The organism is Paenibacillus nanchangensis, from assembly GCF_046543445.1.
Classification (GTDB): Bacteria; Bacillota; Bacilli; order Paenibacillales; family Paenibacillaceae; genus Paenibacillus_AQ; species Paenibacillus_AQ nanchangensis.
In genome coordinates this window covers 19,030-32,543 of sequence record NZ_JBHOFD010000040.1, presented here as the reverse complement: position 1 = coordinate 32,543, position 13,514 = coordinate 19,030, and the positions used below count along the sequence as shown (strand labels likewise).

The 13,514-nt window shown below is 56.7% G+C and carries 10 protein-coding genes; 4 read left to right on the top strand and 6 right to left on the bottom strand.

The window, feature by feature from the left end:
• The first annotated feature begins 68 nt into the window (after positions 1 to 68).
• The 4 genes from ACE6ED_RS25080 to gtfA are packed head-to-tail and all read left to right on the top strand — an operon-like array spanning position 69 to position 5,446.
• Positions 69 to 908: a carbohydrate ABC transporter permease gene (locus ACE6ED_RS25080; protein ID WP_410830203.1), complete on the top strand. Its 840-nt coding sequence runs from the start codon at positions 69 to 71 to the stop codon at positions 906 to 908.
• Positions 905 to 1,726 (top strand): carbohydrate ABC transporter permease, encoded by an 822-nt coding sequence (locus tag ACE6ED_RS25075; RefSeq protein WP_410830164.1) that lies wholly within the window; start codon positions 905 to 907, stop codon positions 1,724 to 1,726. Before ACE6ED_RS25080 ends, ACE6ED_RS25075 begins: the two co-directional genes overlap by 4 nt.
• 58 nt (positions 1,727 to 1,784) lie before the next feature.
• The gene (locus ACE6ED_RS25070) at positions 1,785 to 3,974 is read left to right on the top strand and encodes an alpha-galactosidase (RefSeq protein ID WP_410830163.1); all 2,190 of its coding nucleotides are present in this window, start codon (positions 1,785 to 1,787) and stop codon (positions 3,972 to 3,974) included.
• 29 nt (positions 3,975 to 4,003) lie between these two features.
• The gene (gene gtfA, locus ACE6ED_RS25065) at positions 4,004 to 5,446 is read left to right on the top strand and encodes a sucrose phosphorylase (protein WP_410830162.1); all 1,443 of its coding nucleotides are present in this window, start codon (positions 4,004 to 4,006) and stop codon (positions 5,444 to 5,446) included.
• 130 nt (positions 5,447 to 5,576) lie between these two features.
• Here the strand turns inward: gtfA and ACE6ED_RS25060 are convergent, their stop codons facing one another.
• From ACE6ED_RS25060 to ACE6ED_RS25035, 6 genes are all read right to left on the bottom strand, one after another.
• Positions 5,577 to 6,359, bottom strand: a complete 783-nt coding sequence (locus tag ACE6ED_RS25060) for an alpha/beta hydrolase family protein (protein WP_410830161.1) — start codon at positions 6,357 to 6,359, stop codon at positions 5,577 to 5,579.
• A gap of 272 nt (positions 6,360 to 6,631) precedes the next feature.
• Entirely contained in the window at positions 6,632 to 7,381 is a 750-nt protein-coding gene (locus tag ACE6ED_RS25055) for an MBL fold metallo-hydrolase (RefSeq protein ID WP_410830160.1), read from the bottom strand.
• 322 nt (positions 7,382 to 7,703) lie between these two features.
• On the bottom strand, positions 7,704 to 9,296 hold the full coding sequence (locus ACE6ED_RS25050; RefSeq protein ID WP_410830201.1) for a glycoside hydrolase family 3 protein: 1,593 nt from the start codon (positions 9,294 to 9,296) through the stop codon (positions 7,704 to 7,706).
• Between the two features lie 46 nt (positions 9,297 to 9,342).
• Positions 9,343 to 11,214, bottom strand: a complete 1,872-nt coding sequence (locus ACE6ED_RS25045; protein ID WP_410830159.1) for a DUF4838 domain-containing protein — start codon at positions 11,212 to 11,214, stop codon at positions 9,343 to 9,345.
• A gap of 285 nt (positions 11,215 to 11,499) precedes the next feature.
• A complete protein-coding gene (locus tag ACE6ED_RS25040; protein WP_410830157.1) occupies positions 11,500 to 12,711 on the bottom strand; it encodes an N-acetylglucosamine-6-phosphate deacetylase in 1,212 nt (403 codons plus the stop codon).
• Complete coding sequence (locus tag ACE6ED_RS25035) at positions 12,708 to 13,484, bottom strand: glucosamine-6-phosphate deaminase (RefSeq protein ID WP_410830156.1); 777 nt, start codon at positions 13,482 to 13,484, stop codon at positions 12,708 to 12,710. Before ACE6ED_RS25035 ends, ACE6ED_RS25040 begins: the two co-directional genes overlap by 4 nt.
• Positions 13,485 to 13,514: the final 30 nt, after the last annotated feature.

Below are 13,514 nucleotides of genomic sequence, written 5' to 3'. Positions count from 1 at the left end.
AAGGAGGGCTCTCTCTTCCTGATATAGGAGGGATAAGCGTGAAGAAATCAACCTTCAGCATCAACCTGATGTACTTCCCGGCGCTGATTTTATTCGCCGTGTTTATTTTTTATCCATTTATAAACGGCATCCGGATCTCGTTCACGAACTGGGACGGTTACTCTCAATCGTCCGCATGGGTCGGTCTCTCCAACTATAAACGCTTGTTCACCGACCCGAACATCTGGACGGTTGTGCGCAATACGCTGATTTACGGCATCGGCAGTACCATTCTGCAGAACCTGATCGGCCTGCTCTACGCCCTGCTCCTGAATATGAGCATTAAAGGCAAAGGGATTGTCAGAACCATCATTTATCTGCCGGTCATCATCAGCCCATTGATTATGGGTTACATCTGGTATTTTATTTTTCAAATGAACGGTGGCGCCCTGAACGATATTGTAAAGCTGTTCGGCGGCGAACCGGTCAACTTCCTGGCCAACCCGCAGTGGAACGTCTGGCTGATTACCTTCGTCAACACCTTCCAGTTCGTCGGAACGGCGATGATTATTTATCTGGCGGGGCTGCAGTCCATTTCCGCCGAATATTACGAAGCCGCTTCGCTGGACGGCGCATCCGCCTGGCAGCAGTTCAAAAATGTCACCTTCCCGCTGCTGGCTCCTTCCATCACCATCAACGTCGTTATCAACATTATCGGCGGCCTCAAGCTGTTCGACGTGATCGTCGCGTTGACCAACGGCGGTCCGGGTTATGCGTCCCAGTCGCTGTCGACGATGATGTATCAAATGTATTTCTCCAGACAGGATGCCGGCTACGCGGCTTCGATGGGGAACTTGATGTTCTTTATTACCAGCGTCATTGGCATCGCCGCCCTGATTCTGCTGCGGAAAAAGGAGAATGCATCATGAACCTGACCAAAGTTAAAAAGTGGCAAATCGGTTTAATGGGCTTGATCGGACTGATTCATATCATCCCGCTCTATTTGCTTGTCAGCACGGCCCTGAAAAAAGACAGCGATTTGAGCTCCAAATGGATTCTTCCGGGTTACCTTAACATGGACAACTTCAAGAACGCCTGGGAGTACGCCAATCTCGACCGCGCGTTCGTTAACAATATCATCATTACGTTTTGTTCCGTACTGCTGATTATACTCGTCGGCTCCTTGGCATCGTATCCGCTGTCCCGTTTTCAGACGCGTTTGAACAAATTCGTTTATATCGTCTTTATTTCGGCGCTGATTGTGCCCCCTCTGACGGTACTGGTGCCGCTGTACCAGTTCGTCGTGGATCTGAACGGCCTCAACACCTACTGGGGCGTAATTTTGCTGAACGTTACCTTCAACCTGCCGATGACGATTTTCCTCTACACCGGTTTTATCGGCACCATTCCAAAAGAGCTGGACGAAGCCGGAATGATTGACGGGACGTCGCGCGTTGGCCTCTTCTTCAAAATCATTTTGCCGCTGCTGCAGCCGGTTACGGTAACGGCGATCATTCTGTCGGGCGTGTCGATCTGGAACGACTATCAGTTTTCGCTGTTTTTCCTGCAATCGACCCGCATGCATACGCTCACTGTGGCGCTGTCGGCGTTTTTCTCCCAGTTCACCAGCAACATAAGCTGGGTCGCCGCCGGTTCCCTGATGTCGATGCTGCCGCTGACACTGCTGTATTTGTTCCTTCAGCGTTTCTTTATCGCCGGCCTGTCGGCTGGAGCCGTCAAGAGCTGATCCGCTGATTGTCGGCATCCAGCCGACAGCAGCAACTATATCTAAGGAGTGAGCCCTTTTGAGTATTCAGTATGATGCCGAATCCCGCATCTTTCATTTAACTGCGGGCGGCAGCAGCTATGTTATGCAAATCATCCGCGACGGCTATTTGAGCCATCTGTACTGGGGCAAACGGCTCCGCCGCTATGCCGGCAGCAACAAGCTTCAATACCTGGACCGGGGATTTTCTCCGAATCCCGATCCGGACGACCGCACCTTTTCGCTGGACACGCTGCCGCAGGAATATCCCGCCTTCGGCGCAACGGATTTCCGCAATCCGGCTTATCAGGTCCAGCTGCAGGACGGCACCACCGTCTCCGACCTTCGGGTGCGTTCGCACCGGATCGTTGCGGGCAAACCGGCTTTGCCCGGGCTGCCCGCCGCTTACGCCGAAGACGGCAGCGAAGCGGAAACGCTGCTGATTGAGCTGGCGGACGAGGTGTCCGGCCTGGCCGCCACCTTGTCCTACACCGTCTATGAACAGCGGAACGTGATTGCCCGCTCCGTGCTCCTGCGCAATGAGGGAACTCAGCCGCAGCAGGTGCTGCGGGCTTTCAGCGCCAACGTCGATTTCCGCGACAGCGGCTTCGACCTTGTGCATCTGCCGGGGGCCTGGGCCAGAGAGCGGCATGTGGAACGCCAGCCGCTGCACACCGGCATCCAGTCTATCGAAAGCCGCAGAGGCGCAAGCAGCCATCAGCATAATCCGTTTTTTGCTTTGGCGCGCAAAGACGCCACCGAGCGGTCCGGCGAAGTATACGCCTTCAGCCTGGTGTACAGCGGCAGCTTCACCGCTTCGGTGGAAGTGGACCAGTTCTCCACCGCAAGGGCTTCGATCGGGCTAAACGATTTCGACTTCAGCTGGAGGCTTGAACCGGGTGAAGCCTTCCAATGTCCGGAAGCGCTGCTTGTCTACTCGGCGGACGGCCTTGGCGGAATGTCGCGGACCTTTCACAGCCTGTTCCGCGAGCGGATGTGCCGCGGCGAATTCCGCGACCGGGAACGTCCGATCTTGATCAATAACTGGGAAGGCACCTATTTTGATTTTAACGCGGAGTCGATTGAACAATTTGCGGAAGCGGGCCGCGAACTCGGTATGGAGCTGTTTGTGCTTGACGACGGCTGGTTCGGCAAACGCAATGACGACAAAACATCGCTCGGCGACTGGTTTGTAAATGAAAGCAAACTGCCGGGCGGGCTCGGCAAACTGGCCGGCTCCATCGTGGATCAAGGCATGCGGTTCGGCTTATGGTTTGAGCCGGAGATGATTTCGCGGGACAGCGAGCTGTACCACAAACATCCCGATTGGTGCCTGCATGTTCCCGGCCGCAGCCGGTCGGAGGGGCGCAGTCAGCTGGTGCTCGATTTTACGCGGGAGGAAGTATGCAGCGAGATTGTACGCAGCGTATCGGATATTTTGCGCTCGGCTCCAATCACTTACGTAAAGTGGGACATGAACCGCCACATGACGGAAATCGGCTCCCCCGCCCTGCCGCCGGAACGCCAGCGCGAAACCGCACACCGCTACATGCTCGGTTTATACAAAATCATGGAAGAGCTGACGTCAGCGTTCCCGCATGTGCTGTTTGAAAGCTGCTCCGGCGGCGGCGGCCGGTTCGACCCCGGAATGCTGTATTACATGCCCCAGACCTGGACCAGCGATAATACGGACGCCGTGTCCCGCCTCAAAATTCAATACGGCACCAGCCTCGTCTACCCGGTCAGCGCCATGGGCGCCCATGTATCCGCCGTCCCGAACCACCAGGTGCACCGCACCACGACGCTGGAAATGCGCGGGCATGTCGCCATGAGCGGGAACTTCGGCTACGAGCTGGACGTGACGGCTATAAGCGAAGAAGAACAGACGGCGATCCGGAGCCAAATCGAATTTTATTCCGCCCATCGTGCGCTGATCCAGTTCGGCGATTTGTACCGGCTGCTCAGTCCGTTTGAGGGCAGTGAAACGGCGTGGATGTTCGTGTCCAAGGACAAACGTGATGCGCTCGTCTTTTACTTCCGGACAGGGGCGGAAGCGAACAGCCGCATCAGCCGTATTTTGCTTCAGGGGCTGGATGAACAGGCGGATTACGCCTGCGAACAAGGAAAGGTGTACGGCGGCGACGAATTGATGAACAGCGGGCTTGCTATTCCCGCTTTGTGGAAAGAAGACTACGAAAGCATGGTGTGGAAGTTTACGCAAAGGCTATAATTTTTTGAAACAGAAAGGAGCTTGTCGCTATGCAAATTAAAAATGAAGCGATGCTGATTACCTACGCGGACAGCCTGGGCAGCAATCTGAAAGAGCTTAATGAAGTGCTGGACAAACATCTTCAGGGAGTCGTCGGCGGCGTCCATCTGCTGCCCTTCTACCCTTCGTCCGGCGACCGCGGTTTTGCGCCGATGGATTATACCAAAGTGGATGAAGCGTTTGGCGACTGGTCCGAAGTGGAAGCCATGAGCGAAAAATTTTACATGATGTACGATTTCATGATTAATCATATTTCCCGCCAGTCCCCTTACTTCCAGGACTTCCTGGAGAAAAAAGACGAGTCGGCTTACGCCGATTTGTTCATCCGCTACAAAAACTTCTGGCCCGGCGGCGAACCTACGGAAGCGGACGTTGATCTGATCTATAAACGCAAGCCGCGCGCGCCTTATGTGGAAGTGACCTTCAAGGACGGCACGACGGAAAAAGTATGGTGTACTTTTGACGAGCAGCAGATCGACCTCGATGTGACCACCGAAACGACAAAAACCTTCATCCTGGACAACCTCACGTTCCTGGCTGGAAAAGGCGCTTCGATCATCCGTCTGGACGCTTTTGCTTATGCCAACAAAAAAATTGGAACCAACTGCTTTTTTGTCGAGCCGGACATTTGGGAAATGCTCAAATTCTCCGAAGATATCGTCCGCCCTCACGGCATCACGGTGCTGCCGGAAATCCATGAGCATTACAGCATTCAGCTGAAGATCGCCGGTCAGGACTATTATGTGTACGATTTTGCGCTTCCGATGCTTGTGCTGCATGCGCTGTTCAGCGGCAAGGTCAACCGCTTGGCCCACTGGCTGCGGATCTGCCCGCGCAAGCAGTTCACGACACTGGATACGCATGACGGCATCGGCGTTGTGGACGTAAAGGATCTTTTGTCGGATGAAGAAGCGGAAATGACGCGGGAAGCCCTGTACAGCCAAGGCGCCAACGTCAAAAAAATCTACAGCACCGAAGCGTACAACAACCTGGATATTTACCAAATCAACTGTACGTATTATTCCGCACTCGGCAACGACGACCAGGCTTATTTGCTCGCCCGGGCGCTGCAGTGTTTTGCTCCGGGTATTCCGCAAATCTACTATGTCGGCCTGCTTGCCGGGGAAAACGACATTGAACTGCTGGAAAACACCAAAGAAGGACGCAACATCAACCGGCATTATTACTCCCAGGCGGAAATCGATGCGGAAGTACAGCGTCCGGTCGTGCAGCGCCTGTTCCAGCTGCTGCGGTTCCGGAACAGCTGCCCGGCGTTTAATGGAGACATCAGCATCCAGGAGAGCAGCGAACACGAGCTGGAAATTGTCTGGACGCACGAGCACACTGAAGCCAAGCTGTCCGCTAATCTGCAAAGCAAGGAATTTACGGTTCAAACCCGGGAGAACGGCGCGGAGTGGACGCCGGCATTCTGATTGGGGGATATCAAACAGCGCGTTGGCGAATGAGAGTTCGCCGCGCGCTGTTTTTGTGTACATTGGAAGCAGACAATTGGCTGCGCCACAGCAGCCTGCAAAAGGAGGATGAGGATGATCAACCCGGCCGCTACACCTCCGATAAAAATTGGCGGATGGACTCCATCGCGCTGGCCATTTGCTCCTCCGTAAAGCTGTGCCCGGCATCCGGGATTAGCTCCAGCCGGCATTGGCCCGGCGCATAAGATTGTTGGGCCTGAACAGAGTAATGGAAATCTACGATTGTATCGGCCGTACCATGCATTAGCAGCACAGGTCCTTTATATGCGTGTATCGCCTCAAAAGGATCCATCTCCACCACCGTTTCATGAAACCTCCTGCCGATTCGCATATTGCCGCAATCTATAACCTCCGGAACGGCTTGGACATCATAAGAAGATCCACCCAGCGCCCCTTTGCGTGCATCGTCAGGGATACACAACGCCGGGTAAAGAAGAATTAACCCGTTTACCTCCTCCGGACGTCCGGCCGCCGCAAGCGCAGAGACAAACCCGCCCTGGCTGAAGCCCATCAGCGTCAACCTGCTTGCATCCACATAAGGCAGCGTTGTGATGTAATCCATAACCGCCTGCAAGTCCGCACATTCGGTCAGCACTGTCATGCCGGTTGTTTCGCCGTCACTTTTTCCTTCGCCGTCAGCGCAGCCCCCGCAGAAATCGAAACAATACGCCGCATAACCCCATGAAGCAAACGCCTGGCAATCCCTCTCTAATTGTTTTGAATTTCCGCCGAATCCATGACTTAGAATAATTGCTGGAAGATAATCACCGTCCGTTGGCAAAAATTCTTTACCGCGAATCGTCAATCCCTCTCTTGTGCAGCTAAAATCACGTTCCGTTACCAGTTGATTCATCAGTTGTCCCTCTCTTTCTTCTATATAAATACGCTTTCATTATAACAATGGTAAGGCGCCGGCTTGTGTGCTTTTCCTTACCTTGATGACTTACTGCGATGACTTACTGTGATGACTTACTCCGGCTGCCGCACACAAAAAAACCGGCCCTGATGGACCGGATTGTTCACATTAACCGGAAGGAGCCGGATAACTTTTTTCCAAGCGTATGCAGAAGGGTCTGCTCAAACAGCAGGAATAGGGGGACATTACAGCCCGTTTGCCGAATGTCTTTACTCCGCAGCATAAGGTTGGTATTCCTCTAAAAGACCGGTCAGCGCCGACTTCACATCTCCAGTAAACAAGCCGCCATGATAGCAGATCAGCTGATCCACGTCATAGGACAGCAGCTTGCGTACCGAACGGACCGCCTCTTTCAGATCCAGCGTAAACGACGGATTGGCAATTTGCAGTTTGCCTGCTTCGATGACCACGGCATCGCCCGCAATCAGTGTTCGGGCTGCCGGCAGATACAAAGAGATATGCCCCGCCATATGGCCCGGCGTATGGACTACCTCAATTCCTCCGCACCACGGCAGCTTTTCGCCGCTCGCCAGCGTCCGGTCCACTTGTGCCGGCTCCACTTGCTGCAGCATCCGGATAAAACCTTCCGCAAATGCTCGTGCTTCTCCGCTCAACTCCTCCAACCCTGCTTCCGCCTGCTCCAGCCGCGCCGACTTCCGCTTGCCTTCAATGTAAGGCGCCTCAATCTCATGGGCAAGAACGGACACCGCGGGCAGCGTGCGTTTGATTGCTGCGGCAGTCCCCATATGGTCGTTGTCGTGATGCGTCAGCAGCAGATGGGTCATTGATTGGAGCGCCACCCCTTCACGTTCCATGGCTTGTTCAATCAAGGGCAGGAATCCGGGGTAGCCGCAATCCACCAGTATAACGTCCTTGCCTTCCGCCAAAAGAACCGGTGTGATCGTCTGCTTGGACCCTTGATGTTCAAATTCAATGTTCAGCATGTGTAATTTGTGCATGTTATTAGCCTCCAGCTTTTTCTTCAAGCGCCAATGAAAAAAATCCATCGCGTGCTAGATTATAACGAGGCCTTCCATAACCTGTCAATTGGGATGAAAAAAAATCACCCCCTGCGGCAGGAAGGTGATTAGTGATTAGGCGGTCAAACGGCGGTCTATGAGCTGTTAGAAAGCGGACTGAGAGTTGTTAGAAGGCGGTCTGAGGGCTGTTAGAAGGCGGTCCGAGAATTGTAAAGGGCTGTCCAGGCACTCATTAGACAGCACCTTTTTGCCCTCAACTAGCGATTAAAGCCAGGGAAGCAAGCGGATAATACAACCCCCTTTACCGGGTTATGTCTCCGGGAATCAGAACCTCCATCAGCGCTTTCAGTGAATAATCCGACGCCGAGCAGAGCAGAACGCTGCATGCATTTTTTGGCAAAAACGTATCATCATAAGGATTGCGTAAAATCAGATTCAGCAGCGGCTTCCGGGCGGCAAGCGTCTCGGCCAGACGAAGCTGGCCGGTAAACAAATGAGCGTTCAGCGTCGCCTGAATGACGGCATCGCATTGGGACGCCTGCTCCGCAATTGCTCCGATTTCAGCGTCATCCGGCTTCATGGAACAGCGCCGCAGCGTGACGGAGTAACCCGCCTGCTCCAGCAGAGAAGCCAGCGGAAATTCCGCATCGCCCGAATTATCGGCAATCGTCAGCCGCTCCTGCACGGGCAGGATCAGCAGATACTTTTGCACAGGGGACAGGGGCAGCAGCCGCTGCGGGTCCCGGCTGATTTTCACTGTTTTTCGAGCCAGCTGCAGTGCCGCTGTTTCCCACTGGTCCCTGGGGATCGGCTGGGCCGCCGCGCGGTATTCGCCAAACTTCTCATACAGCCGCAGAATCCGGCGAACCGACTCGTCGATCCGTGTCTCGCTGATCCGTCCGTCCCGAACCGCCTCCAGTATCCCCTCAATCACCCGATCCTGAAATTCCGGCGTATGGCACATCAAAATCATATCGTTCCCGGCCAGCACAGCAAGCACCCCTGCCTCCTCCGGCCTGTACGTGTTGCGGATCGCGCCCATTTCGATATCATCCGTACAGATTATCCCCTCAAACCCGAGGCGTCCGCGCAGCAGACCGGCTGCAAAAAAAGGGCTGAGCGAAGCCGGCAGACCGTCCGACTCCGGAATGTTCGGAAAAACCAGATGGCCCATCATCACCGCATCGGTCCCCGCTTCCACCGCCGCGGCAAATGGCAGCAGCGGTCCTTCCAGCAGCTCCTGCAGCGTCAGCCCGCATTCCGGCAGCATGACATGGGAATCGCCGCTGACCTGGCCGTGTCCGGGAAAATGTTTGGCCGTAACCGCCACCCCGGCTTCGTGCATGCCCCGGATAAAGCTGCGGCCCATCGCGGCGACCTGCCGGGGATCTTCGCCGAATGAGCGGACACCGACGACCGGATTGTCGAGGTTGGTATTGACATCCAGCACAGGTGCCCAGTTCATCGGAATGCCAAGCGCGTGAAGCTGGCTGCCGATTAGCTGGCCCAGGCTGTACGCGGCTTCCGGATCTTCGCTTAGACCTACCGCCCGGTTGCCGGGCAGGTAAGGGTAAAAGCTTTTAAATTTGGACAACGTGCCGCCTTCTTCATCCACCGAAATATAATAAGGCTGCGGCATTCCGTACGTATCAGCAATGTTTCCCGCCTCAGCTGTTAAGGCCAATGTCTGCTGCTCATCCTGCACATTAAACGGGAACAGTCCGATCCCGCCAAATCTGTGCCGGTTCATCCGTTGCCGAAACTCCGGCTCCGCCTGAAGGGAGGGCGTTCCGACCACGCACATCAGGGCAATTTTGTCTTCCAGTTTCATTGTTTCCGGTTCCATGGTTCCCAGGTTCAGCGCTGCTGGCGAACGTTTTTGGCTTGACTGCATCACCGGTTTATTCCTCCCCATTTTATTGCTTGTGTGCCGCTTACGTTTATTCCGCACGTCCAAGTCCAAGCTCGGCGTACAGCGTCCGTTCCAAATAATCGTGCAGGTACATCCGCGACTTCACATAATGCTCCGCCATATCGGACGGTTGGTAACGCTCCAGCGCGGCCTGCATCCGGGGCCGGACGTTATCGCGGCCGCTCCGGTTCCGCCTGTAATTGTTCAGCAGTGAAGTCCATTCCGCCTCGTCGCCCGGATACAGCTCCCAGCGGTACACATATTTGTGGATCGCCCTCGAGCGGTCCGTCGCCACCTCGTAATCATGCATGACGCTGATAAGCTCCGCGTAGTCCTTGTTTTCCTGCACCTCGTCCAGCAGCTTCCAGATGATTTCGTAGTAATCCTCAAGCCGGTAATTTCCGAGCTTGGCATGACCAGCAGCGGGGGCTACGCCATGGAACCGTTCCAGGAACCGGTCGATGAAGGACTCCGTATCGGCTGCGCGGTTCCAGACCAGATCGGCATGCAGCAGCATCGGATACCAGGTCGTTTCAAAAATGCCGTAAGGGACGCCGAGGCTGAACGGTCCGGTCCAGTTCGTGGCGACCATACAGCCGATGTCCAGCTTATCCGCCGTCTCCGCCCACTGTAGCAGATTGTCCGTCCGGTTCGGCAGCACCGGGTAATTCTGATGCTCGGCCCAGTCAAAGCTGCGCACTGCCGGCGCACCCATCACTTCAATGCCAAGCGCCCTGAATTTGGCCGTAAGCGCGGACACCTCCGCTTCGATATTGCGCCCGTTGTAAATCCAGATCATCGCCGCGCTGCGCGGGTCCAGTTGGGCCAGTTCATCCGGCGGGCATTGATCCAGCATATCGTGCCAAAAAATCGGGGTTTTCCCCCGGCTGGCGGCAAACGCGATCAAGCGGTTCAAAAACGCGATAAACGCCCGCTCCCGCACGCCGCCAAACTGCTCCTTGCACTGCGGGCATTCGCACAGGCTGTAGACCTCGTCGCACCCAAGATGGATGTAACGCGAATCCGGATGGGCGTCCATCATTTCTTCCAGCAGTTCGGTGACCAGGACGAAGGAAGCCGGATTCGACGGACAAAGCTCGCCGGTAGACTGCTCGGTCTCCCGCAGATGACGCCACTGGCTGTGGCGGAGCACATATTCGAGATGGCCAAAGCTCTGCTGCAGCGGGATAATTTCGATAAAATGCTCGTGAGCCGTCTGCCGCAGCGCTTCCAGCTGCGCTTCACTCAAAGCGTGGCGGGGATGGACCACCTCCGGATGCCTGCGGAACGGAAATTTGTCTTCGTATTCGATCAGCAGCGCGTTGATTTTGTAGCAGGAAAAATCCGCGATATAATGGATCAGCCGTTCGGGCTTCGAAAACGTCTGGCGCAGGTCGAAATTCATCGCCCTGAGTCTCGTGTCTGGCCAGTCCGTCACGGACACTGCCGGAATTTCGCCCTCCGGACGGCGCAGCTGCAGCAGCGTCTGCAGCCCGTAATATAAGCCCGGCGCATCCAACGCGCGAAGCACCGCATGGTCTTCAGCGACCTCCAGCCGGTAGCCTTCAGCCCGGCCATCTAGCCCGGCCCAGCTGGCAGCATCTGCTGCAACTGGCGGAGCGGATGCTGCGTCCGATTCGGCAGCAACGGGACCAGCAGACTCGCCGCCTTCCGGCTCAGCTGCGGAACGATCCGATGCCTGCAGCCGGATCACAAGCGTAAATCCCCGCTCCGCCGGACTGACCGTCAGCTCCGCTGCCGGAAACGCCCGGCGGCAGTGCGTTTCCAGCCGCCGATCGGCGTATTCCGCATAAAGTTCCAGTCGAACCCCGTCGCCCGTATGCAGCCCTTTCTGTTCAGACATCACCATCTGCTTTGGCTGTGGAATCAAACTTTTCATTCGGTTCCTCCTGTGCCCGGCGGAAAGCCAGGCCCGTAAGTGTACATATGAAATTCGTTACACCGCAATATTAATCGCCAATGTCGGGGTCAGTTCATGGCCTATAACAATCGTCAACGTGAGGAATGATGTCATGCCCTATGACAATCGTCAACGTCGGGGCCGATGTCATGCCTATGATAATCATTAATGTCGGGGCCAGTGTCATGGCCTATAACAATCGTCAACGTCGGGGCCGATGTCATGCCTATATCATCACCGATATCGGGGCCAGTGTAATGGCCTTTATCCACCGCCTACGACCTGGCCATTTCCATTTTCGTTTCCATTGCCGTTTTCGTTGCCGCGCGGCAGCTTGCGCCCGTTTTTCCAGCATTCGATCCCCTCAAAGGCACCGGCGCCCAGGCGGAAACGAATGAGGTCAGCCGGCGCGCCGGCTGCAAGCCCCGCCGCCTGATCCAGCCCGAGCAGCCGGGCCGGATGGACCGAAGCGCAGTCCAGCGCTTCATCCAGACGGGCCAGGCCGGTCCGCACCAGATAAGCCGCCTGATCCGGCAGCATCATGGTGGAACCGGCCAGCAGCCCGGGGCTGCCGGCCAGGTGCAGCCGGCCTTCCCCGGTCAGCACCACCTCCCCGCCGATGTGCAGGCGGTACGTCCCCGCGGGCATTCCGCTTAGCGATACGGCATCGCTGACCAGAATGGCGCGAGCCTGTTTCGTCCGCAAAATGACTTTCAGCAGGGACGGCGGAAGATGCTGCCCATCCGCGATCATGCAGCCGTACAGCTCATCCGCCGCCAGCTGTTCCCACACATAATTGGGGTGGCGGGGCAGCGTCAAATGCGTTCCATTGCCTAGATGCGTGGACATGGCTGCACCAGCTGCAACCGCCTCCCGGATCTGCTCCGGCGTCGCTGCCGTATGCCCGATCGAGACGATAACACCCGCTGCTCTGCACCGGGAGATGAATTCCAGCGCGTCCGGCCACTCCGGCGAAACCGTCACGATCCGGATCAGCCCTTCCGCCGCTTCCTGCCAGCGAAGGAAGGCGTCCCAATCAGGCGGGCGGATATGCTCCTTCGGATGCGCGCCGCGCGGCCCGTCTTCCGGCGACAGGAACGGGCCTTCCAGGTGGATGCCCAGAACAGCCGCGCCGGCTTCAGCATCCTGGCGGACAGCGGCCGCAATGGCGGAAGCCGCCTGCCCCAGCTGCGGTTCGCCGTTGGTGATCAACGTCGGACAGTAGCCGGTGACGCCCCGGGCTAGCAGCCGCCGGGACAAAGCCGATACCGTGTCCGGCGTAAGCGGCAGCGTATTCAGGTCCAGCCCCCAGCCGCCGTTCACCTGCACATCGATCAGGCCGGGTGCAAGCCAAGGCCACTCCGCCATGGACGGGTGCTCCGGAAGCTCCGTAACGGCGCTGATCCCCCCGTCCGCCAGGCTGACTTCAACCGGCCTGCCGGTTTTGTAATGCCTGCCCGTCACCGGGCCGCTCACAGGCCGTACGCCTCCCGGTCGGTAAACAGCGTAATGCCGGGATGGGTGCGCAAAATGCTGGCCGGGCATGCCGTGGTGACCGGGCCATGAAGCGCGGCATGCAGGGCGGCGCGTTTGGAGGCCCCCGGCACAATCGCATACAGGCGGCGGCCTGCCATCAGCGCAGGCACCGTAAGTGTCAGCGCATGGGTCGGCACCCCGCCAATCTCCGCAAAGCAGCCGTCATTCACCTGCTGGCGGCGGCAGGCTTCGTCGAGCTCTACTTTTTTTACCGGATATGGGTCCGCAAAATCAGCGACAGGCGGGTCGTTAAACGCAATATGCCCGTTTTCGCCAATGCCGAGGCAGACGATGTCAATCGGCCTCTCATTCAGCAGCTCCGCGTATCTGCGGCATTCCTGCTCCGGATCTCCCAGTCCGTCCAGCAGTTCCACCCTGCCGGGTTGAACCCGGCTGAACAGGCGGTCCGTTAAATAGCGGCCAAAGCGCTGAGGGGCCTCGGCTGCCAGACCGATATACTCATCCATATGAAAAGCAGCCACCCGCGACCAGTCGATGCCTTGTTCTCCGGCCAAACCTGCATAAAGTTCATTTTGGGACGGGGCCGCGGCGAACACGATGCGAACCACCCGGCCCGCATCCTGCTGCAGCTCCCGGATGTTGTCCGCGACACGCGCGGCGGCGGCGTCTCCCATCTCTTTACGCCGCTCATAGACCTGTACAGGCATGTTGTCCGCCTGGTGAATTTCTATAGGCTGGATCAGATCGTTCATCTCTACTTCTCTCCTTGACGGGCCGGCACA

Coding starts and splice junctions, on each gene's coding strand:
- gtfA (WP_410830162.1), top strand. CDS start 4,004: ATGCAAATTAAAAATGAAGCGATGCTGATTACCTACGCGGACAGCCTG.
- ACE6ED_RS25055 (WP_410830160.1), bottom strand. CDS start 7,381: ATGCACAAATTACACATGCTGAACATTGAATTTGAACATCAAGGGTCC.
- ACE6ED_RS25035 (WP_410830156.1), bottom strand. CDS start 13,484: ATGAACGATCTGATCCAGCCTATAGAAATTCACCAGGCGGACAACATG.
- ACE6ED_RS25075 (WP_410830164.1), top strand. CDS start 905: ATGAACCTGACCAAAGTTAAAAAGTGGCAAATCGGTTTAATGGGCTTG.
- ACE6ED_RS25050 (WP_410830201.1), bottom strand. CDS start 9,296: ATGCAGTCAAGCCAAAAACGTTCGCCAGCAGCGCTGAACCTGGGAACC.
- ACE6ED_RS25045 (WP_410830159.1), bottom strand. CDS start 11,214: ATGAAAAGTTTGATTCCACAGCCAAAGCAGATGGTGATGTCTGAACAG.
- ACE6ED_RS25080 (WP_410830203.1), top strand. CDS start 69: ATGTACTTCCCGGCGCTGATTTTATTCGCCGTGTTTATTTTTTATCCA.
- ACE6ED_RS25060 (WP_410830161.1), bottom strand. CDS start 6,359: ATGAATCAACTGGTAACGGAACGTGATTTTAGCTGCACAAGAGAGGGA.